Source organism: Pseudomonas halotolerans, from assembly GCF_039581215.1.
GTDB classification, from domain to species: Bacteria; Pseudomonadota; Gammaproteobacteria; order Pseudomonadales; family Pseudomonadaceae; genus Aquipseudomonas; species Aquipseudomonas tehranensis.
In genome coordinates this window covers 1-23,361 of the sequence record NZ_JBCNTJ010000028.1, presented here as the reverse complement: position 1 = coordinate 23,361, position 23,361 = coordinate 1, and the positions used below count along the sequence as shown (strand labels likewise).

19 protein-coding genes and 2 riboswitches are annotated in these 23,361 nt (G+C 62.3%); of the genes, 6 read left to right on the top strand and 13 right to left on the bottom strand.

Going from position 1 to position 23,361, the window contains the following annotated elements; genetic code table 11:
- Positions 1-96: 96 nt before the first annotated feature.
- From AAIS01_RS25560 to cobW, 11 genes are all read right to left on the bottom strand, one after another.
- Positions 97-486, bottom strand: a complete 390-nt coding sequence (locus AAIS01_RS25560) for a RidA family protein (protein WP_047227837.1) — start codon at positions 484-486, stop codon at positions 97-99.
- 42 nt (positions 487-528) lie between these two features.
- Entirely contained in the window at positions 529-1,350 is an 822-nt protein-coding gene (locus AAIS01_RS25555; RefSeq protein ID WP_343471247.1) for an amino acid ABC transporter ATP-binding protein, read from the bottom strand.
- Positions 1,347-2,009: an amino acid ABC transporter permease gene (locus AAIS01_RS25550; protein WP_047227835.1), complete on the bottom strand. Its 663-nt coding sequence runs from the start codon at positions 2,007-2,009 to the stop codon at positions 1,347-1,349. Before AAIS01_RS25550 ends, AAIS01_RS25555 begins: the two co-directional genes overlap by 4 nt.
- A gap of 9 nt (positions 2,010-2,018) precedes the next feature.
- On the bottom strand, positions 2,019-2,681 hold the full coding sequence (locus AAIS01_RS25545) for an amino acid ABC transporter permease (protein ID WP_092396075.1): 663 nt from the start codon (positions 2,679-2,681) through the stop codon (positions 2,019-2,021).
- A 54-nt stretch (positions 2,682-2,735) separates the two neighbouring features.
- Positions 2,736-3,584, bottom strand: coding sequence for a transporter substrate-binding protein (locus AAIS01_RS25540; RefSeq protein WP_343471246.1), 849 nt, complete (start codon positions 3,582-3,584; stop codon positions 2,736-2,738).
- A gap of 414 nt (positions 3,585-3,998) precedes the next feature.
- Positions 3,999-4,340 (bottom strand): YdcA family protein, encoded by a 342-nt coding sequence (locus tag AAIS01_RS25535; RefSeq protein ID WP_343471249.1) that lies wholly within the window; start codon positions 4,338-4,340, stop codon positions 3,999-4,001.
- Between the two features lie 55 nt (positions 4,341-4,395).
- Positions 4,396-6,042 carry a phospholipase D-like domain-containing protein gene (locus tag AAIS01_RS25530; RefSeq protein WP_343471245.1) on the bottom strand — a complete coding sequence of 549 codons (1,647 nt, stop codon included), beginning with the start codon at positions 6,040-6,042 and terminating at the stop codon, positions 4,396-4,398.
- A gap of 196 nt (positions 6,043-6,238) precedes the next feature.
- The gene (locus tag AAIS01_RS25525; protein ID WP_343471248.1) at positions 6,239-6,796 is read right to left on the bottom strand and encodes a vWA domain-containing protein; all 558 of its coding nucleotides are present in this window, start codon (positions 6,794-6,796) and stop codon (positions 6,239-6,241) included.
- A 101-nt stretch (positions 6,797-6,897) separates the two neighbouring features.
- The gene (locus tag AAIS01_RS25520) at positions 6,898-7,899 is read right to left on the bottom strand and encodes a magnesium chelatase ATPase subunit I (protein ID WP_343471244.1); all 1,002 of its coding nucleotides are present in this window, start codon (positions 7,897-7,899) and stop codon (positions 6,898-6,900) included.
- A 203-nt stretch (positions 7,900-8,102) separates the two neighbouring features.
- Complete coding sequence (gene cobN / locus AAIS01_RS25515) at positions 8,103-11,864, bottom strand: cobaltochelatase subunit CobN (protein WP_343471243.1); 3,762 nt, start codon at positions 11,862-11,864, stop codon at positions 8,103-8,105.
- A 3-nt stretch (positions 11,865-11,867) separates the two neighbouring features.
- Positions 11,868-12,932, bottom strand: a complete 1,065-nt coding sequence (gene cobW, locus AAIS01_RS25510) for a cobalamin biosynthesis protein CobW (RefSeq protein WP_343471242.1) — start codon at positions 12,930-12,932, stop codon at positions 11,868-11,870.
- Between the two features lie 99 nt (positions 12,933-13,031).
- A riboswitch (cobalamin riboswitch) is annotated at positions 13,032-13,246 on the bottom strand.
- 214 nt (positions 13,247-13,460) lie between these two features.
- Positions 13,461-13,683: riboswitch (cobalamin riboswitch) on the top strand.
- Between the two features lie 100 nt (positions 13,684-13,783).
- Here cobW and AAIS01_RS25505 point away from each other — a divergent pair.
- The 4 genes from AAIS01_RS25505 (at position 13,784) to cobM (ending at position 15,902) form a co-directional block, all read left to right on the top strand.
- Positions 13,784-13,972 (top strand): CbtB domain-containing protein, encoded by a 189-nt coding sequence (locus AAIS01_RS25505; protein ID WP_047227828.1) that lies wholly within the window; start codon positions 13,784-13,786, stop codon positions 13,970-13,972.
- Between the two features lie 11 nt (positions 13,973-13,983).
- On the top strand, positions 13,984-14,679 hold the full coding sequence (locus tag AAIS01_RS25500; RefSeq protein WP_343471241.1) for a CbtA family protein: 696 nt from the start codon (positions 13,984-13,986) through the stop codon (positions 14,677-14,679).
- Complete coding sequence (locus tag AAIS01_RS25495; RefSeq protein ID WP_343471240.1) at positions 14,676-15,080, top strand: cobalamin biosynthesis protein; 405 nt, start codon at positions 14,676-14,678, stop codon at positions 15,078-15,080. The genes AAIS01_RS25500 and AAIS01_RS25495 overlap by 4 nt, the downstream gene beginning before the upstream one ends.
- Positions 15,081-15,155: 75 nt before the next feature.
- Positions 15,156-15,902 (top strand): precorrin-4 C(11)-methyltransferase, encoded by a 747-nt coding sequence (gene cobM, locus AAIS01_RS25490; RefSeq protein WP_343471239.1) that lies wholly within the window; start codon positions 15,156-15,158, stop codon positions 15,900-15,902.
- 187 nt (positions 15,903-16,089) lie between these two features.
- Here cobM and nfuA read toward each other — a convergent pair whose 3' ends face one another.
- Together nfuA and AAIS01_RS25480 are read right to left on the bottom strand one after the other, a co-directional pair.
- Positions 16,090-16,674, bottom strand: a complete 585-nt coding sequence (gene nfuA / locus AAIS01_RS25485) for a Fe-S biogenesis protein NfuA (RefSeq protein ID WP_003182850.1) — start codon at positions 16,672-16,674, stop codon at positions 16,090-16,092.
- 94 nt (positions 16,675-16,768) lie between these two features.
- A complete protein-coding gene (locus AAIS01_RS25480) occupies positions 16,769-19,060 on the bottom strand; it encodes a fatty acid cis/trans isomerase (protein WP_343471238.1) in 2,292 nt (763 codons plus the stop codon).
- Positions 19,061-19,214: 154 nt separating this feature from the next.
- Between AAIS01_RS25480 and metH the strand changes: the two genes are divergently transcribed.
- Both metH and AAIS01_RS25470 read left to right on the top strand, forming a co-directional pair.
- Positions 19,215-22,925 carry a methionine synthase gene (metH, locus tag AAIS01_RS25475; RefSeq protein WP_343471237.1) on the top strand — a complete coding sequence of 1,237 codons (3,711 nt, stop codon included), beginning with the start codon at positions 19,215-19,217 and terminating at the stop codon, positions 22,923-22,925.
- Positions 22,926-23,067: 142 nt separating this feature from the next.
- Positions 23,068-23,286, top strand: coding sequence for a DUF2970 domain-containing protein (locus AAIS01_RS25470; RefSeq protein ID WP_343471236.1), 219 nt, complete (start codon positions 23,068-23,070; stop codon positions 23,284-23,286).
- The last annotated feature ends 75 nt before the right edge of the window (positions 23,287-23,361 follow it).

The following is a 23,361-nucleotide window of genomic DNA, read 5'->3' as shown; positions in this document are numbered from 1 at the left end:
CTCGGCTGCGCAGCAGTCGCTTATTGGGCCTGCTGCGCAGTCCAGCGGGAGCAAGCTCCCTCGCCACACAAGCCTAGAATGCCAGCCTTTATGAAGTCAGGCCTTTTTCTTGTAGGCGATGCAATCGATCTCGACCTTGCAATCAACCATCATATTGGCCTGCACGCAGGCCCGGGCCGGGGCATGTTCGGGGCTGAAGTATTCGCCAAATACTTTGTTGAAACTCCAGAAGTCCCGCGGATCTTCCAGCCATACGCCGCAGCGCACCACATCTTCAAGGCCATAACCGGCCTCTTCAAGAATCGCGATCAGGTTCTTCATAGTCTGGTGGGTCTGCTCGACGATCCCGCCGACAATAATCTCGCCGTTCACCGCCGGCACCTGACCGGACACGTGCAGCCAGCCGTCGGCCTCCACGGCCCGGGCGAAGGGTCGTGGCTGGCCGCCGCCTGCGGTGCTGCCGGTGCCGTAGCGCGTAATGCTCATGGGTGTTTCTCCTTGCTTGTAGCCATCAAAGGTTCAATAGAATTAAAAACGGGTGTTCTTGAGAAATTCAGCCAGCCGCGGCGACTGCGGCCGTTCGAACAGTTCCTTCGGCGGGCCCTGCTCTTCGATGCGACCCTGGTTCATGAACACGATTTTGTCGGACACCTCGAAGGCAAAGCGCATTTCGTGGGTCACCAGCAGCATGGTCATGCCGTCTTCGGCCAGGCCCTTGATCACGTTCAGCACTTCGCCCACCAGTTCCGGATCCAGGGCCGAGGTCACTTCGTCGAACAGCATCAGGCTGGGGTTCATGGCAATCGCCCGGGCTATCGCCACACGCTGCTGCTGGCCGCCGGACAACTGACCCGGAAAATGATCGCGCCGCTCCAGCAGGCCGACCCGCTCCAGCCATTTCTCGGCCAGGGCCACGGCCTGGTCCTTGGGCAGTTTTTTCACCTTGAGCAGGCCCAGGGTGACGTTCTGCAACGCCGTCAAATGAGGGAACAGGTTGAATTGCTGGAAGGCCATGCCGGTCATGGCCCGGTGCCGGGCGATGACTTTCTCCGGGTGGCGCACGCGCTTGCCGTCCACCTCGTCGTAGCCGATGGCCTCGCCATCGAGCACGATCTGCCCGCCCTGGAATTCTTCGAGCATGTTCACGCAACGCAGCAGCGTGGTTTTACCCGAGCCGCTGGAGCCGATCAGGGTGACCACATTGCCGCGCTGCATGCTCAGGTCCACACCCTTGAGCACTTCCACCGGGCCGTATTGTTTGCGCAGACCGCGAATGTCCAGCAGCGGTTGGGTGTTGGAGGGTTCGGTGTTGGAGAGCCCCGTATTGGAGAGATTCGAAACGTCAGTCATGGCAAAGCCACCCGCTTTTCAATGTGCCGCCCGAGCAATTCGATGGCGTAGTTGATAATGAAAAAGAGAAAACCGGCGAACAGGTAAAACTCCAGGGTCATGAAGGTCCGGGCGATGATCTGCTGGGTGCTGAGCAGCAGTTCAGCGACGCCGATCACCGACAACAGGGTCGAAGCCTTGACGATTTCGGTGGAAGAATTGACCCAGGTCGGCAAGATCTGCCGCAGCGCCTGGGGCAACAGCACATAACCCAGCGCCTGGAAGAACGTCAGGCCGATGGCCTGGCTCGCTTCCATCTGTCCACGGGGCAAGGCCTGCAAGGCGCCGCGCACGATCTCGGCCACATGGGAGCCGCAAAACAGTGTCAGGCCCAGGGCACCGGCCTCGAATGCGCCGATCTGCCAGCCCAGGGCCGGGGCCATGTAGAAACAGGCCAGCACCAACACGAACACCGGAGTGCCGCGAATCACGTCGACGTAGAAACGAAACGGCGCGCGCATCCAGAAGCGGCCGTAAGTCAGCACCAGCCCGGCGAACAGGCCGATCAGCGTGCCTAACAAAATCGCCAGCACCGAGCACTGCACGCTGGTCAGGAACCCGGCCCACAGCGTCTCCCGGGCGACCCACAACTCATGCAACCAACTGGGGGATTCGTACATGGAACACTCCTAACGGCGGATCGCCAGGCGCTGCTCGAAATAGCGCAACAGCATGGCAATGAGGTAACAGGCCGCGACATACAGGGCCGTGGTCACCAGCCAGGTTTCAATGACCCGGTAGCTTTCCACGTTGATCTTGCGGGCGTAATAGGTCAGCTCCGGCACGGCAATCGCTGCCGCCAATGAGGTGTCCTTGAACAGCGAAATGAAGTTATTCGACAAGGCCGGCAACACGTTGCGCAGCATCACCGGCACGGTGACGTAGGCCTTCACTTGCCACTCGCCCAAACCGATGGCCAGCCCCGCTTCACGCTGGCCCTTGTGAATGCTCAACAGCCCGCCCCGGAACACTTCGGTCAGATAGGCCCCGGCATACAGCGAGAGCGTGATGACGAATGAGGGGATTTTGTCCAGGCGAATACCCAGGCTTGGTAACGCGAAGTAGATCAGCAGGATCAGCACCAGGATCGGCGTATTGCGGATCACCGTGACATAGACCGAAGCCAGCACCCGCAACGCTCGGTGCTTGCTCAGCAGCGCGAAGGCCATCAGCAGGCCAATCACGCAACCGATGGCGATGGACACCAGCGCCAGGGAAAGCCCCAGGCCGAGCCCCGCCAGCAAGGTGTCGAAATCGCGCCAGACGGCGGCAAAGTTCAACTGATAATTCATGGTTGGCAGTACCTTCAACGGGGCGCCTTCAAAGGACGCCCCGGGCTCACGGGATCATTTGAACTCAACGGGGAAACCGATGGCCGGCGACGGCAGCTCAACGCCAAACCATTGCTTGAACGATGCCGCATAGGTGGGGAATTCCACACCGGTCATGGCTTCATGCAGGGTGGTATTGACGAAGTTCAGCCAGTCCTGGTCGCCGCGCTTGACCGCGCAGGCGTAGGTTTGTGGACTCCAGGCATAGGCCGGGCTGCGATAGCGACCGGGATTCTGCACCATCAGGTATTTGACCGAAGACTGGTCGGTGGCGGCGGCGTCGGCGCGGCCGGAGTTCACCGCCTGATACATCAGATCGACGCTGTCGTACTGATCGACCTTGGCGCTGGGCAGTGCCTGATGCACCAGCTCTTCAGCGTAGACGTTCTGCAACACGGCCACGGTGACGTCATCGCCGGCGGCCTTGAGGTCTTCGATTTCCTTGTACTTGCTGTTGGCTGGCAGCAGCAGGCCCACCCCTTCACGGTAGTACGGCAGGGTAAACGCCACTTGTTGGGCGCGACTGGCGGTGACGGTGATGAACTGGCAGCTCATGTCGACCTTGTCGGTCAACAGGTTCGGAATGCGCGCATCGGACGACTGCACCACAAACTCGACTTTTTCCGGGTCATTGAACAGGCCCTTGGCGACCATCCGCGCGATGTCGATATCAAAACCCTGCAACTTGCCATCCGCTCCCTGGAAGTGCCACGGCGCATTGGTGCTGCCCGTGCCGACGATCAATTTGCCGCGCTGCAGCACGCTATCAAGCTTGCTGTCCGCCGCTTGAGCGACACCCATGGCAGCCGTCGTGGCCGCGAAGATAAAAACACACGCTTTGAACAAGGAAGGTCGGCGATGCATGGCAAGCACTCCTGAGTCAGTTTATTCCGCTATACCGGAACTTGGTATGTAACAACGGAATAGACAGCAGAAAGTGTGCCACAGGAAGGTGGTATATGGATAAGGAAAATAGAAAGCTAATGAAATCAGAAGGATGGCAAGCGCGAACATATCGAGGGTGGCGCGAGCACCTGCGCAGGCACTGCTACTGTTGGCTACAGCATCCGGGTAGCAAGGCCCCATATAGGGTGCCAACGATACTTTCGCGCACTAAAACGGAGCCGTGTGGCTTAGGTTGCAGACACCCTGTGGGAGCGAGCCTGCTCGCGATGGCGGAGTCTCAGTTAATGTTGATGCAAAATGACCTGACGCTATCGCGAGCAGGCTCGCTTCCACAATTGATCGATGATGGTCCTGGACATGCAAATCATCGCTCTATTTGCGTTTGTAACTTTTGCTCCCACCAGGTGTGAGGCAATAGACCCCGCCTCGGGGCCCGACGCAATAATTACCGCTGCCGCACTGGCAACCGTCGGTTTTTTTGAACAATGACTGCGGCCGAGTCTCGCTCCGTAGCCCCAGTTCAGCAGAACAGGATTTCTTCGAAGCGCTGATGGAGCCGTCGTTACACAGGAAAGTGTCGCCATCACACCCGGCAATACCGCCCTTGCGTCCAGAACACGGTTTATTGGCGGCCATGGCAGAAGTGCAAAGGGCCAACAATAGAATCGCGATGCTGGGGCGAAGTAAGCCGGACCTTCCGTGACAGAGGTTCATGAAAGCTTCCTGGCCGATGAGTGGCTTCATGCTACCACTGGATAACTTACTGCACCTAGCGTCCGCAAAACCTCACTCTGGACAACTTCCGCAAATCCCCCTCGCGGTAATAATCGTCCGTCCAGCTGTCATCCACTGCTAGCGGCTTGACCTGCTTGAGCGCCAGTTTTTTTGCGAAATAGCGAAAGCGGTAATGCTCATAGAAGCGCAGCAACTCAAGCCCGTAGCGGTCGGCCAGGTCGGTGTCGCCCTGGATGATGAGGTAGTTCTCGTCGTTGCCGCTGCTGGCCGCGGCGCTCAGGTTGTGGCTGCCGCTGATGATGGTCGGCGTGTCGCTGGTGAAGTCGGTGACGACCGCTTTGGTGTGCACCAGCAGATTGCCTTTCTGGCCTTTCATGTTTTCCCTGAGCCAGCCCTCCAGGCCGGTATTGAGCAGCGCGGTGGCGGCAAATTCGGCGGTGCGGTCGGCATGAAAGCCAGTGATGCGGCTGGTGGTGTTCTGCAGGCCGTAACGCAGCACGTCGTCGTTGGGTTGGCCGAGCAAGGCATCGAGGATCCGGTCGGGCAAGGCGAAGGCGGTGACAAATAGCAGGTCTTTTCGAGCGCCATTGATGATATCGACGAAACGATCCAGGTCACCCTCTCCGGTACGCGGCGAGAAGCCGGTGAACAATGGCTTCTCGGGGGCCATGGGGTTGTTCCGGTTGATCCACTGGCGCGTGGCCCCCACGTCCTGTGGTGCGGCCCAGATTTGCTCGAACACCTGGCGATAGCTGTCGCTCACCTGCGGGTCGTCCAGCACATGAATAACGTTGGCCTGGCGGTAAACGCCATTGGCGGTGAAATTGGTACTGCCGCACAGCACGGCCTCGGGGTGTAATGAGCCGGTGTCGTCGACCTTGCTCAGTACAATGAACTTGTCGTGGAAAATATTGTGCGTGACGCGCCCGCGCTTGTTGGCCGCCGGCAATGCTGCGAGGCTGGCTTCGTTGCGCAATGTGCCGTCGTCTCCCGGCTCGGCGTGGTACAGCACTCGGACCCGCGCGCCCCGTGCGAACGCTGCGTTCACAGACGCGACGATCACCGGCAGCTCATATTCATAAATCGCAACGTCCAGGGCCCAATTGGCGTTCAAGGCCCGGTCGATGAAACCGGTCAAGCGTCCCAGCAGACCATTTTCCAGCCAGCGGCGCGGCGCGTCGGGCCAGTCATCGATGGACAGGTTTTTGTTGGCGTCGATCAACGCGTCCAACTCGGGAAATTTGCGCTGGAAGGCCTGGCTGGCGGCCACGGCACGGTTGAAGATGACCCCCTGGTTGCTGGGCCGACCATCGTCACTGGTCACTGACACCTCAAGTGATTCGCCCAGTTGCGGCGCGTCAGGGCTGCCATAGGCCAAGTGCACACGGTAGTGAATGGCCACGCCGGGGTTGATGGCGTAGTCGGCCCAGCGAAATTTCTGCAACGGTGCCTTATCGCTCGGCGTAGCGCGAAACTGCGGGAACGTGTGCACCTTGTCGGGGAAGGTCAGGCTGTTGAACAGGAACAGCCAGGGCTTGACGCCGTGCTGCTTTTCGATGGCAAAGCCGAGCAACCCTTTGCGCCGGGGCTCGGCCAGGTCCATGGCGAGCAACACACCGTTAGTGCCAGCATAGGCCTTGACCCGAAAATCGTCCTGGGCGTTGGTGACAAGTACGCGCATGGTTCACTCCTGTGAGGGACTGCCTGAGCATAGAGCAGTGATCCGGGTTGAGGGGGCAGATCCGGGACCGAGGTGATGCCTTCGCGAGCAAGCCCGCTCCCACATTTTATCTCTGTAAACAGATAATTCGTGAACACCGCAGAACCCGTGTGGGAGCGGGCTTGCTCGCGAAGGCGTCCGGCCAGACACCGCGCACTCAAACCACCTCATCAATATGCCGATACTGCGCCCCCAACTGCCCCGCCAATTGCCGGGCCCGGCCCAGGCGAATCGGGCCGCGTTCGATGTCGATCAACAGGCATGGGCAATCAAGAGACGGCAGTGACAGCTGCCCTTTGACTCGCCCATCGGTCATCAGCAACACCCGCTGTTGCTCCGCCGGGTAGCGCTTGCGCCGGACCGTCAACCAGCGTCCGGCCTCGTTCAGCGCTGCCAGTAACGGCGTGCCACCGCCGGCGCCGAGCCCGTCAAGCCAGTCCCGTAGCCCGGCCGAGGCCTTGAGCCCTTGCACCTGCCAGGCCGGTGCGCTGCCGCTGGCCGTCAGCAGCGCCAGCCGGGCGCGTTGGCGGTAGGCGTCATCGAACAGCTGCGCCAGCAGGCCTTTGCCATCGCTCAAGGCTTGATGACGCCGCGTCGAGGCCGAGGCGTCAACGATGACCAGCCATAGCTCATGGGGCGAACGATGGCGCTCGTGAAAGCGCAGGTCTTCACGCAGACGTGGACGCCCCATCAGCAAGGTGCCTGGCCAGTTCACCGCACCGCTGGCCGCCACTTTGCTGCGGCCCTGGCGCCCCTGATCCAAGCGTCCCGCACGGGGTCTGGCATTCGCCCCCGCGGGCGAACGGGGGCGAATGCCTAGGGCTTTTTTGGCCAGCTCGGCACATCACGCCGAGCACCGGTGGGCAATGCCCGGGCCGCCAGATCACCCCACTGACCCTGACCTTCGTCGGGCCTGGCGGTTTGATCGGCGGTGGCTGGCGGCGCCTGGGACGGCGCAGGGGCCGAAGGCTCACGCCTGCGATGACGCAAGGCAAACTCGGCAACCGCATCAATGTCTTCAGCCCCAATGGCCTCCGCCCCGCGCCACGCAGCATGAGCCCGGGCGGCCCGCAGCCAGACCAGGTCGGCGCGCAAACCATCGACCCCGGCGGCAAAACAGCGCTCGGTGATCTGCGCCAACGCCTGGTCATCCAGAGGAATCTGCATCAACCAGTCGCGAGCCTGCTGGCAGCGTTCGCGCAACTGCTGCTGGGTCGGTTCCCACTCCGCGCAGAACGCTGCCGGATCGCTGTCGAAATCCAGCCGGCGACGAATGATCTGCCCGCGCTCGACAGGTGCGGTGTGACCGTCCAAGACCACGTTCAGGCCGAAACGGTCGAGCAACTGCGGACGCAATTCACCTTCTTCCGGGTTCATGGTGCCGATCAATACAAAACACGCCGGATGCCGGTGTGAGAGACCGTCGCGCTCGATCAGGTTGGTGCCGCTGGCGGCCACGTCCAACAACAGGTCCACCAGATGATCAGGCAGCAGGTTCACTTCATCGACATACAACACGCCACCGTCGGCCTTGGCCAGCACGCCGGGAGAGAACTGCGCGCGCCCTTCCCCCAGGGCCACGTCCAGATCCAGGGTGCCCACCAAACGTTCCTCGGTGGCGCCCAGGGGCAAGGTGACGAACTGACCACTGGCCAGCAGATCCGCCAGGCCTCGAGCCAGGGTGGACTTGGCCATGCCACGCGGGCCTTCGATCAGCACACCGCCGATTTTCGGATCGATCGCCGCCAGGCACAGGGCCAGTTTCAGGTCATCGGCCCCGACCACGGCGCAGAGTGGGAAATGGGGGGTGTGGGTCATGGTCGATTCTCAAAGGTGGTCGGTAAGGTCGGTTTGGAGAAAATCTTTGTGGCGAGGGGATTTATCCCCGCTGGATCGCGAAGCGATCCCCCGCAGCTCGGGTGTGTCAGTTCTACCGGGTTGATCTTGTGGGGCCGCTTCGCAGCCCAGCGGGGATAAATCCCCTCGCCACAAGTTCTGCGCATGGCCGGCTGGCTAGACAATCAGCCATCCTCCTCGATGTCCAACAACAAGTTCTCCAGCGCCTCACGATACTCCCCAGGCTCCTGCCACATCCCTCGCTGCTGCGCTTCGAGCATGCGCTCGGTCATGTCGCGCAGGGCATCAGGGTTGTGCTGGCGGACGAAGTCCCGGGTGTCCGGGTCCAGCAGATAAGCCTCGGCCAGCAAGGCGTACTGGTGATCGTCGATCAACTGCGTGGTGGCGTCGAAGGCGAACAGGTTGTCCACCGTCGCCGCCAGTTCAAACGCACCTTTATAGCCGTGGCGCTTGACCCCGTCGATCCACTTCGGATTGGCCGCCCGGGAACGAATCACTCGGTTGAGCTCTTCTTTCAGCGTGCGGATCTTGGGCAAGTCCGGCTGGCTGTGATCGCCGTGGTAACTGGCCGCCGTTTCGCCGCCAAGGGTCTCCACCGCCGCCAGCATGCCGCCCTGGAACTGGTAGTAATCATTGGAATCGAGCAGGTCGTGTTCGCGATTGTCCTGGTTCTGCAACACCGCCTGCACCTGGCTCAAGCGCCGGGAAAACTGCTCCCGGGCGGCAGTGCCTTCATCGCCGGCGCCGTAGGCGTAGCCGCCCCAATTCAGGTAGACCTGCGCCAGGTCTTCGCGGCTCTGCCACAGGCGGCCGTCGATGGCACCCTGCACACCCGCGCCGTAGGCGCCGGGCTTGGCGCCGAAAATCCGCCAGCCGGCCTGACGGGCCGCGACCTCGGGTTCAAGGCCCGACTCCAACAGGGCCTGGCGCTCGCTGCGCACCTTCGCCGCCAAAGGATTCATGTCGTCCGGTTCGTCGAGGGCGGCGACGGCCTGCACCGCCGCATCGAACAGCCGGATCAGATTGGCAAAGGCGTCCCGGAAGAACCCGGAGACCCGCAGCGTGACATCGACCCGCGGCCGGTCCAGCAGGCTCAACGGCAGTATCTCGAAATCGTCGACTCGCTGGCTGCCCGTGGCCCACACCGGCCGCACGCCCATCAACGCCATGGCCTGGGCGATGTCGTCGCCGCCGGTGCGCATGGTGGCGGTGCCCCACACCGACAGACCGAGCTGGCGCAGGTGATCACCGTGGTCCTGCAAGTGCCGTTCGAGGATCAGGTTCGCCGACTGAAAACCGATGCGCCACGCGGTGGTGGTGGGCAGGTTGCGCACGTCCACCGAAAAGAAGTTGCGCCCGGTGGGCAGCACATCCAGGCGTCCGCGACTGGGCGCACCGCTGGGGCCGGCCGGTACGAAGCGCCCGCTCAAGGCATCGAGCAAACCGCGGATTTCCGCCGGGCCGCAGGCGTCCAGACGCGGCGCCACGACGCCGCGCAGGTTTTCAATAATGCTGTTCACCGTCTCCCAACCCGGCGCCTGAAGTTGCTCGACCACCCCTTCCAGCGCCTGCTCGATCAATTGCCCGGCGAACAATTCCAAACGCTCCCGAGTATCGCCAGCAGTACGCCAAGGTTCGCCGCTGATACGACGCAAGGCGTCAGGACAAGCGCCGGTCCAGGGTTCGGCCAGCGCACAATCCAGCGGATCGAAACCCAACGCGAAGGCCTTGGCCAGCGCCCGCAGCAAACTGGACTGCGCGCCCTTGCCATCGCCCCGAGGAATGCGCAGCAACGCCAGCAAGGTGTCGATGCGCAACCGTGCGGTAGGTGACTCGCCGAAAATGTGCAGGCCGTCGCGGATCTGCGACTCCTTCAGATCGCACAGGTAGGTGTCCAGGCGCGGCAGCCAGATGGCAACGTCAGCGTCGCCGTCCAGTTGCAACTCGCGGTCGATGTGGGTTTCGCGCACCAGGTTCAGAATGTCTCGCTGCAATTCCCGGGCGCGGCGGGGGTCGAGCAGTTGCGCTTCGTAGTATTCGTCAGCCAACAGTTCAAGGTTACGCAGCGGCCCATAGGTTTCGGCCCGGGTCAGCGGCGGCATCAAGTGATCGATGATCACAGCCTGGGTGCGACGCTTGGCCTGGGCGCCCTCGCCCGGGTCATTGACGATGAACGGATAGATGTTCGGCAACGGTCCCAGCAGCGCATCCGGCCAGCAGTTTTCCGACAGCCCGACGCCCTTGCCCGGCAGCCATTCGAGGTTGCCGTGCTTGCCGACATGAATCAGCGCGTGGACGCCGTAGGTGTGCCGCAGCCAGAAATAAAACGCCAGGTAGCCATGGGGCGGCACCAGGTCCGGGTCGTGGTAAACGGCACTCGGGTCGACTTGGTAACCCCGGGCCGGCTGGATACCGACAAACGTCAGGCCCAGGCGCACGCCAGCAATCATCAGCCGGCCATCGCGGAACATCGGATCCTGTTCGGGCGCGCCCCAGCGCTCCAGCACTGCTTGGCGATTGGCCTCGGGCAGCGCGTCGAACATGGCCTGGTAGGCGTCGAGGGCCAGGCTCTGGTGACACGGACGCAGGTCGAGGCTGTCCAGATCATTGCTGACCCCACCGAGCAACTGCTGGATCAGCGCAGTGCCGCTCGCCGGCAGTTCGGCCGGCAGCGGGTAGCCCTCGGCCTGCATGGCCCGCAGGATATTCACCGCCGCGGCCGGGGTGTCCAGGCCGACGCCGTTACCGATGCGCCCATCCCGGGTCGGGTAGTTGGCGAGGATCAGCGCCACCCGCTTCTGCGAATTGGGCAGGCACGCCAGGGTGGTCCAGCGCCACGCCAACTCAGCGACAAAATCCATGCGCTCGGGCACGGCCCGGTAGCAGACCACATCGCTCTGGCTACGCTCGCTGCGCCAGGCCAGGTCCTTGAAACTGATGGGGCGACTGATGATCCGCCCGTCCAGTTCCGGCAGGGCAATGTGCATCGCCAGATCCCGCGGGCCCAGGCCTTGCTCACTGGCGCGCCAGCCAGGCTCGTTGTCCTGGGCGCAGATCGCCTGGATCACCGGAATATTGCGGCGAAACGGTCGCACGTGCGGCGCTTCGGGGCTCGATTGGGCGAAGCCGGTGGTGTTGAGGATCACCCCCGCCGCCACCTCATCCAGCCAGTCTTCGACCATGGCCAGGCAACCGGGCTCCTTGAGGCTCGCCACGGCAATGGGCAAGGGATTGAGCCCCGCCGCTTGCAGGCGCTGGCAAAACACGTCGATGAACGCCGTGTTCGCCGCTTGCAGGTGAGAGCGATAAAACAGGACCGCCGCCACCGGCTGCTCGGCCCGCCAGTCGCGTTGCCAATCGCTCAGGGTGGCGTTGGTTGTTTGCGGATGGTAGATCGCCGTACGCGGCAGGGCTTGGGGTTCACCCCAAGGATAGTCGCGAGCGAACCATTGGCTGGCCAGGTTATGGAACAGATCCAGGGCATTGCCCAAACCACCCTGGCGCAGGAACTGCCAGAGACGGTCCCGATCCTCATTGGGCACGTTGCTCAAGTCGCTGAGTTCCGGGTCCGGTCGATCGTCCCCCGGCACCAGGATCAGCTTCACCCCACGCCCGGCCAGTTCCATCAGGCGTTCAATGCCATAGCGCCAATAACCGATGCCGCCATGCAGGGAGAGCAGGATGACCTTGGCGTGACGCAACACGTCGTCGAAATACAGATCCACCGAGGCGTGGTTCTGCACCTGCATCGGGTTGGCGAGGCGAAACTGCGGGTAGTCGTCGGGCAACTGCCGCGCCGCTTCGGCCAGCAACGCCAGGCTGGAGTCGCCGCTGCACAGGATCACCAGCTCGGCGGGGGTCTGTCCGAGATCGGCAATGTTGTCGTCCGACACGAATCCGCCGGGCTGGGTCCTGAGCAGGTGCATGGCTTAGACGCTGAGGGCGGCGCGCAATTGCGCTTCGAGCAGCCCTGCATCCAGCGCTTGGCCGATCAGCACCAGGCGGGTCACCCGCGTTTCATCGGCGCCCCACTGGCGGTCGAAATGTTTGTCGAAGCGCGTGCCCACGCCCTGGATCAGCAAACGCATCGGCTTGCCGGGAATTGCCGCGAACCCCTTGACCCGCAGCACGCCGTGCTGGACCACCAGTTGAGTCAGCGCGTCCAGCAGCAGGCTTTCGTCGGCCTGGGGCAGCTCGATGGAAATGGAATCGAAGGCGTCGTGATCGTGGTCGTCATCGTCGCCGTCATGGTGATGGTCGTGATGGCTGTGGCGGCTGTCGATGTGCTCCTCGGAGCCAGCGCCCAGGCCGATCAGCACTTCCAGGGGCAGGCGACCGCTACTGGCTTCGATGACCTTGACCGCCGGCGGCAGCTCCTCGGCCACTTCCAGGCGCACCTTGGCCAGGTCTTCAGGGCTGATCAGGTCGGCTTTGTTGAGGATCACCAGGTCGGCGCTCGCCAGTTGATCGGCGAACAGCTCGTGCAGCGGTGATTCATGGTCCAGATTCGGGTCAAGTTTGCGCTGGGCATCGACCTGGTCCGGGAACGCGGCGAACGTGCCGGCGGCCACGGCCGGGCTGTCGACCACGGTGATCACCGCATCGACAGTGCAAGCGCTACGGATTTCCGGCCACTGGAAAGCCTGGACCAGCGGTTTGGGCAGGGCCAGGCCGGAAGTTTCGATGAGGATGTGGTCAAGGTCACCGCGCCGCGCCACCAACTCGCGCATCACCGGGAAAAACTCTTCCTGTACGGTGCAGCACAGGCAACCGTTGGCCAATTCATAGACGCGACCGCTGGCTTCTTCTTCGGTGCAGCCGATCGAGCACTGCTTGAGGATCTCGCCGTCGATGCCCAGTTCACCGAATTCGTTGACGATCACGGCGATGCGGCGGCCCTGGGCGTTGTCGAGCATGTGCCGCAGCAAGGTGGTTTTACCCGACCCGAGGAAACCGGTGACGATGGTGACAGGGAGTTTGGCCAGTGTTTTCATCGGATGCCCTTTGGCAAGGTGGCGGGCAAACGGGACGACAACCCGCACGCATGGGCGCACGCGGAAGATTTCGCCACCGGATCACCCCGCCCGGTTGTAGTGAGAATCTGTGTCGAGGCAGGTCTCCTGGCTGACGGCGGGCCAGTCATTCGACTGGCAGTGGCTGCGCCTTCCCGTGCACCCTTGGTAAAAGAGCATGCACAGTGGCCTTGCAGCAACATCACCGTTCACAGTTGCGGGGGCAGCCGCGGCTTGGACCGCGTTCCCTTCTTAGCTTCGACCAAAGCCGAAGAACCTCGAAGGCGCAAGGCTACGCAGGGTGTGGGGGCGGGTCAATCTCCAGAGAGTTCGGTGGTGCATGTGCTGCCGCCTTCGCGAGCAAGCCCGCTCCCACATTGGATCTGCATTGGCCTCAAGTTTTGGGCCCGGCGAAGATCCAGTGTGGGAGCGGGCTTGCTCGCGAAAGGCGCAACTCGGTGCCAGGCCGATAATCCATGCCAATTGACGCCCCGCCCCCGCCCATGCTCTCCTGTGCGCCTAGTTACGGGTGCCCTTCACAGGGTGAAACGGGAAACCGGTGAATCGTGTGCTTTACTTCAAGGCCACGTCAGTCCGGTGCTGCCCCCGCAACGGTAAGCGAGAGAAGCGTCAGAGCCACTGTGCCTCACGGCATGGGAAGGTGACGCTTGTCGGCCAGGCACAAGCCCTGCCCCTCGCGAGCCCGGAGACCGGCCCATGACTCATGCATCAACAAACCCGCGGTGGGCGGGCGCTGTTCGAACCTTGGCGGGCTTGTGCCCGGGGTTTCATTGCGCTCGCTTCACCCGATGACAAGACCATAGGGAAGCGCCATGTCGACCATCAGCAGCACCGCCCGTACCGCCAGCAGTTCCACAACCCTGAGCCAGCGCCTGAGCGCAGCGATTTTCGCCTCGATCCTCGGCGCGGGTCTGGTCTATTTCGCCGGTTTCTCCCACATCGAAGCGGTGCACAACGCGGCCCACGACACCCGCCACAGCGCCGCATTCCCGTGCCATTGAGACCTGATGACATGATCAAGCGTATCGCCCAAACTGCCGGTTTCAGCGGGTTGCTGGCCGCCCTGCTGCTGACCCTCCTCCAGAGTTTCTGGGTATCGCCGCTGATTCTGCAGGCCGAAACCTTCGAAAGCGCACCGACTACCGAGGTCCATGAACACGCTGCCGGGGTTGCTCATGCCCATGACGGCGAAGCGTGGGAGCCGGAAGACGGTTGGCAGCGAGTGCTCTCCACCACCGGCGGCAATCTGGTGGTCGCGGTGGGTTTTGCCCTGATGTTAGCGGGCTTGTACACCTTGCGTGCGCCCACCCGCACGTCCCAAGGCTTGCTCTGGGGGCTGGCCGGTTATGCCACCTTCGTTCTGGCGCCGACCCTTGGCCTGCCACCGGAGTTGCCCGGTACGGCCGCGGCCGATCTGGCCCAGCGACAAATGTGGTGGATCGGTACGGCGGCGTCCACGGCGGTGGGCATCGCCCTGATGGTCTTTGGCAGGCATTGGTTGCTCAAATTGCTGGGCGTGGCGACCTTGCTGGTGCCCCATGTTATCGGCGCACCGCAGCCTGAGGTCCACTCGATGCTGGCGCCCGAAGCACTTGAAAGCCAATTCAAGCTCGCCTCGCAAGTGACCAACGTCGCGTTCTGGCTGGCCTTGGGCCTGGTTAGCGCATGGTTGTTCCGTCGCGGCGACCAGGCTCACCACGACGCATGAGCGCCGGGCCGATCCTGGTGGTCGGCCTGGGCTGTCAACGCGGCTGCCCGGCCAGCACATTGCGGGCATTGCTTGATCAGACCTTGCTGGCGCATGGCATTGAGCTCTCCCGGGTTCGCGCCTTGGCCAGTATTGACCTCAAGCGTGACGAGCCGGGTCTGCTGGAACTGGCCGAGCAACTGAAGTTGCCGCTGACCTGCTTCAATGCCGGGCAGTTGTCCAGCTATCAGCAGCGGCTCAGTCACCGCTCTGAAATCGCGTTTGAGCACACCGGTTGCTATGGCGTCGCCGAAAGCGCCGCCCTGGCGCTGGCCGACCGGTTGGGCGCAACGCCTGCGACGCTGCTGATTCCTCGCCAAAAGACCCCAAGCGCCACGCTGGCATTGGCGGTCACGTCGTAAACCCCGATAATTCGCGCCCTGGATCATGAGCGATCTTCATTCAAAGGGTCGCCCACTCACCTTTAGGAACCGGTCATGACCGTTTATTTCATTGGCGCCGGCCCTGGCGACCCGGAACTGATCACTGTCAAAGGCCAGCGACTGATCCGCAGCTGCGCGGTGATCATCTACGCCGGCTCCCTGGTGCCCACAGCCGTGCTGGAAGGCCACAGCGCCGAACAGGTGATCAACAGCGCCGAGCTGCACCTGGAGCAGATTATCGAGTTGATCAAGGCTGCTCATCTCAAGGGCCAGGACGTGGCCAGGGTGCACTCCGGCGACCCGAGCCTGTACGGCGCCATTGGCGAGCAGATTCGCTGCCTGCGGGAACTGGGCATCCCGTTCGAGATCATCCCCGGTGTGACCGCGACCTCAGCCTGCGCCGCCCTGCTGGGCACCGAACTGACCTTGCCGGACGTGTCCCAAAGCCTGATCCTCACCCGCTACGCGGACAAAACCGCGATGCCCGCCGGCGAAGAACTGGGCAGCCTGGCGCAGCACGGGGCAACCATGGCGATTCACCTGGGCGTCAATCATCTGGAAAAAATCGTCAGCGAACTGCTGCCCCACTACGGCGCGGATTGCCCGATCGCGGTGATTCACCGGGCGACATGGCCGGATCAGGATTGGGTGGTGGGTACGCTGGCTGATATTGCCGAAAAGGTCCAGGCCAAGGGCTTTCGGCGCACGGCGCTGATCCTGGTGGGGCGTGTGCTGGGCAATGATGTGTTCAGTGAGTCGTCGCTGTACCGCGCCGGGCATGCGCATCTCTACAGGCCCTGACCCGATCAGTAAGAATCAACCTCCCCCTGTGGAGCAGGTATTCGCAAAGTCCATGTCTGACGCAGTTTTTGTGGCGAGGGGATTTATCCCCGTTGGGCTGCGCAGCAGCCCCAGATCTCGTTTGCGATATGTCAGATAATCGATGGGGCCTTCTCGGCCCCAACGGGGATAAATCCCCTCGCCACAATCAGTAGTAGGCGTTTTCTTTCTGCGTGTGGTCGGTCACGTCGCGCACACCCTTGAGCTCCGGGATACGCTCGAGCAAGGTGCGCTCGATGCCTTCCTTCAAGGTCACGTCGGCCTGGCCGCAGCCCTGGCAGCCGCCGCCGAACTGGAGCACGGCGATGCCGTCTTCCACTACGTCAATCAGCGAAACCTGGCCGCCGTGACTGGCCAGCCCCGGATTGATTTCGGTTTGCAGGTAATAATTGATGCGTTCGTTGACCGGGCTGTCGGCGTTGACCATCGGCACCTTGGCGTTCGGCGCCTTGATGGTCAGCTGGCCGCCCATGCGGTCGGTGGCGTAGTCGACCACCGCATCGTCCAGGAACGCTTCGCTGAACGAGTCGATGTAGGCGGTGAAGCTCTTGAGCCCCAGCGCGGTGTCTTCAGGTTTCTCTTCCCCCGGCTTGCAGTAGGCAATGCAGGTTTCAGCGTACTGGGTGCCGGGCTGGGTGATGAAGATGCGGATCCCGATACCTGGGGTATTCTGCTTGGACAGCAGGTCAGCCAGGTAATCGTGGGCGGCATCGGTAATGGTAATGGCGGTCATGGAAACTCCTCGCAGGCTTGTCGGCAGTTTACGCCAATCATCGCGCCGGACAAAGTCCTAGTATTTTTGTCGGGAAAGCGCCCGATTATCCTGGTCAGAGATTCTGGTAACGGTTTATGTCCAGCACGCCGGTCTCCAGTGGCTCCGTCTCCTGGATATACCGGCTCAGGTCGTGGAAGTACTGCCAGAACTGCGGATGACTGCGCCTGATCCCCCAACGCTCGACAATCCGCTCGAACGCCTGCCCGTCCCGGGCGCTTTCCATGGCGTCGACAAAGGCCGGAACCTGCTCGGCGGGGATGTTGAACATGAAGTTCGGATAGCTGCTGAGCACGCCCGGATAGACTGTCAAGGTGTCCAGCCCCGGCTGGTATCGCAGCGCCTCGCCCAGCAAAAATGCCACGTTACTGTGAGCGCGGTTGCGCAGCAGGCTGTAAACCTCACGGCGACCGCTGACGGTTTCGACGCGCAGCAGGGTCGCTTCCGGCAACTGATGGATGACGCTCAGACCCGCCGCCGGTCGCGAAACCAGACGACTGAGGGCCTGTTCGGCGTTCTGCAGAGCCAGGTCAATGTTCGGGCGCGAGCAATAGGCGCCGTCGCAACGGTTGATCGGATCGGGCCGGGCGTCCAAGTCGCCGTAACGGAGCAGCAATTGCCGGGCGAAGTCACGCTTGGGGTCACGCTCGTCGAGTATGAGGGCCGTCGGTTTGTCGTCGTCGATGGCCTCGTAATCAAGCCACATCTTGAATTTTCCGCCCGACTGATACCAATCGTTGAGGTAGTCCTCGCGGGAATCAGCTGGCATCAGGCGCAGGAAGTTCTGCTCCGCACCGTTGCGAATCAGGTCGAAATACAATCGGGTCTGGGCCTGGTGGGACACGTTGCCGAACACGTCGAAGTTCACCGCCAACTGATAATACGTGCGCTCCAGCAACGGAAAGTCGAACAGCCACATCGTCTGCGGCACCTCGCCAATCAGGCCCTTGGTGACGGAAGCACTGTCGAAATGCCGAAAAATGCTCAGCAAGGCATTGTCGTTACCGGCCCACAGCGTCGACCAACTGGGCGCCGGCAGGTCGGCGTAGTTGTCGCGACGCAAGGCTTCGTACTCGTTGCGCTTGTCCCGGTAGTCCAGCCACAGGCTCAGGACGCTGCCCACGTCGTCATTCTGCCCAGGCATCGCCAGCAACGGCGTGGCCTGGCCGCGATAGTTCGGGTCGGTGATGTACAGGTCATGTTCGGGGGCCTGGAACAGCGCCCAGAAGTTGTCGCGAATCACGTCCGTGGCGATCTGGCCCCGGCAAACCGGGCCGCGGATAAAGGTGCGCACGAAATACTCGGCGTTATCGAGCATGAACTGATAGCGGGCCTGGGCCGGGATCGCTTCGAAGGTGGAGAACGGATTGGCCCGGCGCTCCGGCCCGTACCCTGGCAACGCAGTGACCTGCCATCGGCCGCTGTAGAACAGGCTCTTGATCCGCGCCATTTTCGCCGCGCTCAAGCCGTAGGTGATATGGGTCTTGTGCACGATCACCCCTTGCACCGGCCAGAGCCGGTAGTACACGCGGGTGCCGGGGTCATCGTTCGGGCGGCGGGTGTTGATCAGGTCGATTGGCTGGCCGGTAGGCGTGCGCGAACGTACCCACTGGAAGAAATGCCCCGGCTCGCCATCCTTGAAATAAATGTGCGCCAGAAACCAGTGCTCGAACAGCCACCGGCCCACCAGGCTTTCCCGGGCGCCGGGGGCGTTGAGCAGGTTTTCCCACTGCACCACCTGCAAGGCTTCGGCGGCGCTCGGCGCCAGCGCCTGCTGATCGATGGGTGCACCTGCGGCCAGCCAGCGCTGCAAGGTCTGATATTGCTGGTCGGTCAGGCCCGTGACCGCTAGGGGCATGCCTTCCTTGGGATGCGCGCCAGCATACTCGTCGAATTGCCCTGGCATCGGGCAACTGTTGTCACGGTTCAGGCCCAGCACGATTTCCTCCGGCAGCTTGGCGTTAGGCTGCAGCGGCGTGCGATGCCCCAGCTCAAGCATGCGCGCCATCAACGCGGCCTGACTGCCCTGGGCATCGAGCACGGAATAGAAACCCATGCGCTGCCACGCCTGCGGGCCAGAGGCGTCATAGAACAAGCGGGTCGGGTCAGCGGCCTGGCGCCGCTCGCCGTCGTACACCGACAGTTTGCTCGCGCCGCGGGCTACGCCTTCGCCACTGCCCAGATTCAACTGGCAGGCGGAGTCGTAGCAGGCGTGGCAGGCCACGCATTTTTCCGTGAAGATCGGTTGGATGTCGCGAGTGTAGGAAATCGCCGGGGCGGGATCCTTTGCCGCTGAGTTAAAAGACAACAGCAGCAACAGACTGCCGAATAAGACGCGGTACGGCATGTCTCGGGTCCCTAAGAGATAGTCCGGCGATTCTACCGGCCCGGCAACGCCTTGCAAACATGAGCGATATTCATGCAAAAGCCACCCATGATCAAATCCTGCACAGGTTTGCTATCATCCCCGCCTTCGTAATGGTCTTTTTCCAGGTAGTCCTATGTCCGATCGCAGCGCTCGCCTTTATCTTCTCCAGCAAGCCCTCAAGGAACGCATTCTGATCCTCGACGGCGGCATGGGCACGATGATCCAGAGCTACAAGCTTGAGGAACAGGACTATCGCGGCAAGCGTTTCGCCGACTGGCCGAGCGACGTCAAGGGCAACAACGATTTGCTGGTACTGAGCCGCCCGGATGTGATCGGCGCCATCGAGAAAGCCTACCTGGATGCCGGTGCCGACATTCTGGAAACCAACACCTTCAACGCCACCCAGGTGTCCCAGGCCGACTACGGCATGCAGGGCCTGGCCTACGAGCTGAACCTGGAAGGCGCGCGCCTGGCCCGAAAAGTCGCCGACGCCAAGACCCTGGAAACCCCGGACAAGCCGCGCTTCGTCGCCGGCGTGCTGGGCCCGACCAGCCGCACCTGCTCGCTGTCGCCAGACGTGAACAACCCCGGCTATCGCAACGTGACCTTCGACGAACTGGTGGAGAATTACACCGAGGCCACCAAAGGCCTGATCGAAGGTGGCGCCGACCTGATCCTCATCGAAACCATTTTTGACACGCTCAATGCCAAGGCAGCGATTTTCGCCGTGCAAGGGGTGTACGAGGAATTAGGCGTCGAACTGCCGATCATGATCTCCGGCACCATCACCGACGCGTCCGGCCGCACCCTGTCCGGCCAGACCACCGAAGCCTTCTGGAACTCCGTCGCTCACGCCAAGCCGATTTCCGTTGGGTTGAACTGCGCCCTCGGTGCCAGCGAACTGCGCCCGTACCTCGAAGAACTGTCGAACAAGGCCAGCACCCACGTATCGGCGCACCCGAACGCCGGGCTGCCCAATGAATTCGGTGAATACGATGAACTGCCGGTGGACACCGCCAAGGTCATCGAAGAGTTTGCCCAGAGCGGCTTCCTGAACATCGTCGGCGGCTGCTGCGGCACCACCCCGGCGCACATCGAAGCCATCGCCAAGGCCGTGGCCGGCTATGCACCGCGGCAGATTCCGGAGATCCCGCGGGCTTGCCGCCTGTCGGGCCTGGAACCGTTCACCATCGATCGCAGCTCCTTGTTCGTCAACGTCGGCGAGCGGACCAACATCACCGGTTCGGCCAAGTTCGCCCGCCTTATCCGCGAAGACAATTACACCGAAGCCCTGGAAGTGGCCCTGCAGCAGGTCGAGGCCGGCGCGCAGGTGATCGACATCAACATGGACGAGGGCATGCTCGATTCGAAGAAGGCCATGGTGACCTTCCTCAATCTGATTGCCGGCGAGCCGGACATTTCCCGGGTGCCGATCATGATCGACTCCTCGAAATGGGAAGTGATCGAAGCGGGCCTCAAGTGCATCCAGGGCAAGGGCATCGTCAACTCCATCAGCATGAAGGAAGGCGTCGAGCAGTTCATCCATCACGCCAAGCTGTGCAAACGCTATGGCGCCGCTGTGGTGGTGATGGCCTTCGACGAAGCCGGCCAGGCCGACACCGAAGCGCGCAAGAAGGAAATCTGCAAGCGTTCCTACGACATCCTGGTCAATGAAGTCGGTTTCCCGCCGGAAGACATCATCTTTGACCCGAACATCTTCGCCGTCGCCACCGGCATCGAAGAGCACAACAACTATGCCGTGGATTTCATCAACGCCTGCGCCTACATCCGCGACGAACTGCCCTATGCGCTGACCTCCGGTGGCGTGTCCAACGTATCCTTCTCGTTCCGCGGCAACAACCCGGTGCGCGAGGCGATTCATTCGGTGTTCCTGCTGTATGCAATCCGCGCGGGCCTGACCATGGGCATCGTCAACGCCGGCCAACTGGAGATCTACGACCAGATCCCGGTGGAACTGCGCGACGCGGTGGAAGACGTGATCCTCAACCGCACGCCTGAAGGCACCGACGCCCTGCTCGCCATTGCCGACAAGTACAAGGGCGACGGCAGCGTCAAGGAAGCTGAAACCGAAGAGTGGCGTGGCTGGGAAGTGAACAAGCGCCTGGAGCATGCGCTGGTCAAAGGCATCACCACGCACATCGTCGAAGATACCGAAGAGTCTCGCCAGTCCTTCGCCCGCCCGATCGAAGTCATCGAAGGCCCGTTGATGGCCGGCATGAACATCGTCGGCGACCTGTTTGGCGCCGGCAAAATGTTTCTGCCCCAGGTGGTGAAATCCGCCCGGGTGATGAAGCAGGCCGTGGCCCATTTGATTCCCTTCATCGAGGCGGAAAAAGGCGACAAGCCCGAAGCCAAGGGCAAGATCCTGATGGCCACGGTCAAGGGCGACGTCCATGACATCGGCAAGAACATCGTCGGCGTGGTGCTCGGTTGCAACGGCTATGACGTGGTCGACCTGGGCGTGATGGTGCCAGCGGAGAAAATCCTCCAAGTCGCCAAGGAGCAGAAGTGCGACATCATCGGCCTGTCCGGCCTGATCACTCCGTCCCTGGACGAGATGGTGCATGTGGCCCGCGAGATGCAGCGCCAGGATTTTCACCTGCCCCTGATGATCGGTGGCGCCACGACCTCCAAAGCCCATACGGCGGTGAAGATCGAACCCAAGTACAGCAACGACGCGGTGATCTACGTCACCGATGCCTCGCGCGCCGTGGGCGTGGCCACCCAGTTGCTGTCCAAGGAACTCAAGCCAGCCTTCGTCGAGAAAACCCGCCTGGAGTACATCGACGTTCGCGAGCGCACCGCCAACCGCAGCGCCCGTACCGAACGCCTGAGCTACCCGGCCGCCGTGGCGAAGAAACCGCAGTTCGACTGGAGCAGCTACCAGCCGGTCAAGCCGACCTTTACCGGCGCCCGGGTACTGGAGGATATCGACCTCAACGTCCTGGCCGAATACATCGACTGGACACCGTTCTTCATTTCCTGGGACCTGGCCGGCAAGTACCCGCGCATCCTCACCGACGAAGTGGTCGGCGAAGCAGCCACCGCGCTGTACGCCGATGCCCGGGCGATGCTGCGCAAGCTCATCGACGAGAAACTCATCAGCGCCCGCGCGGTGTTCGGCTTCTGGCCGGCCAACCAGGTGCATGACGACGATCTGGAAGTCTATGGCGAGGATGGCAAGCTACTGGCCCGCTTGCATCACCTGCGCCAGCAGATCATCAAGACCGACGGCAAACCGAACTTCTCCCTGGCCGACTTCGTCGCGCCCAAGGACAGCGGCGTGACCGACTACGTGGGCGGCTTCATCACCACCGCCGGCATCGGCGCCGAAGAAGTCGCCAAGGCCTACCAGGAAGCCGGCGACGACTACAACTCGATCATGGTCAAGGCTCTGGCCGACCGCTTGGCCGAGGCCTGCGCCGAATGGCTGCACCAGCAGGTGCGCAAGGAACATTGGGGCTACGCCAAGGACGAAAGCCTGGACAACGACGCCCTGATCAAAGAGCAGTACACCGGCATCCGCCCTGCCCCCGGCTACCCGGCCTGCCCGGATCATACCGAGAAGGCCACCTTGTTCCGCCTGCTCGACCCCACGGCCAGCGAACTGAAGGCCGGACGTAGCGGCGTGTTCCTCACCGAGCATTACGCCATGTTCCCGGCGGCAGCCGTCAGCGGTTGGTATTTCGCCCATCCCCAGGCGCAATACTTCGCCGTGGGCAAGATCGACAAGGATCAGGTCCAGAGCTATACCGCGCGCAAAGGTCAGGACTTGAGCGTGACGGAGCGCTGGTTGGCGCCGAATTTGGGTTACGACAACTAGTAGGATTGCGTCGGACAAAAAGATCGCAGCCTGCGGCAGCTTCTACGGGTATTGGTGTACCCCTGTAGGCGCTGGCGAAGCCTGCGATCTTTTTTCGCGGGTTGTCTATGCTTGTTCCAAACCCATGGCAGACGAGGGATTTATGGACGATCCAGTCGACAACAAGCCGCCGACCCTGTGGCAGATGATGCACAGCGTACTGGCTGCCGCTTTCGGCGTGCAGAGCGGCAAAAACCGCGCCCGTGACTTCACCCACGGCAAGCCGAGTCACTTCGTGATATTGGGCATCGTCTTCACGGTGATCTTCGCCCTGACGCTGTTTGGCATCGTCAAACTGGTGGTGCATCTGGCGGGGTTGTAACGCTCCCCAACACAACACATGACCCTGTGGGAGCGGGCTTGCTCGCGAAGGCGGTGGATCAGTCAGAATTGATAT

Bases quoted from the DNA above. Each gene is read 5' to 3' on its own strand.
- AAIS01_RS25560 (WP_047227837.1), bottom strand. From the start codon at position 486: ATGAGCATTACGCGCTACGGCACCGGCAGCACCGCAGGCGGCGGCCAG.
- AAIS01_RS25555 (WP_343471247.1), bottom strand. From the start codon at position 1,350: ATGACTGACGTTTCGAATCTCTCCAATACGGGGCTCTCCAACACCGAA.
- AAIS01_RS25550 (WP_047227835.1), bottom strand. From the start codon at position 2,009: ATGTACGAATCCCCCAGTTGGTTGCATGAGTTGTGGGTCGCCCGGGAG.
- AAIS01_RS25545 (WP_092396075.1), bottom strand. From the start codon at position 2,681: ATGAATTATCAGTTGAACTTTGCCGCCGTCTGGCGCGATTTCGACACC.
- AAIS01_RS25540 (WP_343471246.1), bottom strand. From the start codon at position 3,584: ATGCATCGCCGACCTTCCTTGTTCAAAGCGTGTGTTTTTATCTTCGCG.
- AAIS01_RS25535 (WP_343471249.1), bottom strand. From the start codon at position 4,340: ATGAACCTCTGTCACGGAAGGTCCGGCTTACTTCGCCCCAGCATCGCG.
- AAIS01_RS25530 (WP_343471245.1), bottom strand. From the start codon at position 6,042: ATGCGCGTACTTGTCACCAACGCCCAGGACGATTTTCGGGTCAAGGCC.
- AAIS01_RS25520 (WP_343471244.1), bottom strand. From the start codon at position 7,899: ATGACCCACACCCCCCATTTCCCACTCTGCGCCGTGGTCGGGGCCGAT.
- cobN (WP_343471243.1), bottom strand. From the start codon at position 11,864: ATGCACCTGCTCAGGACCCAGCCCGGCGGATTCGTGTCGGACGACAAC.
- cobW (WP_343471242.1), bottom strand. From the start codon at position 12,932: ATGAAAACACTGGCCAAACTCCCTGTCACCATCGTCACCGGTTTCCTC.
- AAIS01_RS25505 (WP_047227828.1), top strand. From the start codon at position 13,784: ATGTCGACCATCAGCAGCACCGCCCGTACCGCCAGCAGTTCCACAACC.
- AAIS01_RS25500 (WP_343471241.1), top strand. From the start codon at position 13,984: ATGATCAAGCGTATCGCCCAAACTGCCGGTTTCAGCGGGTTGCTGGCC.
- AAIS01_RS25495 (WP_343471240.1), top strand. From the start codon at position 14,676: ATGAGCGCCGGGCCGATCCTGGTGGTCGGCCTGGGCTGTCAACGCGGC.
- cobM (WP_343471239.1), top strand. From the start codon at position 15,156: ATGACCGTTTATTTCATTGGCGCCGGCCCTGGCGACCCGGAACTGATC.
- nfuA (WP_003182850.1), bottom strand. From the start codon at position 16,674: ATGACCGCCATTACCATTACCGATGCCGCCCACGATTACCTGGCTGAC.
- AAIS01_RS25480 (WP_343471238.1), bottom strand. From the start codon at position 19,060: ATGCCGTACCGCGTCTTATTCGGCAGTCTGTTGCTGCTGTTGTCTTTT.
- metH (WP_343471237.1), top strand. From the start codon at position 19,215: ATGTCCGATCGCAGCGCTCGCCTTTATCTTCTCCAGCAAGCCCTCAAG.
- AAIS01_RS25470 (WP_343471236.1), top strand. From the start codon at position 23,068: ATGGACGATCCAGTCGACAACAAGCCGCCGACCCTGTGGCAGATGATG.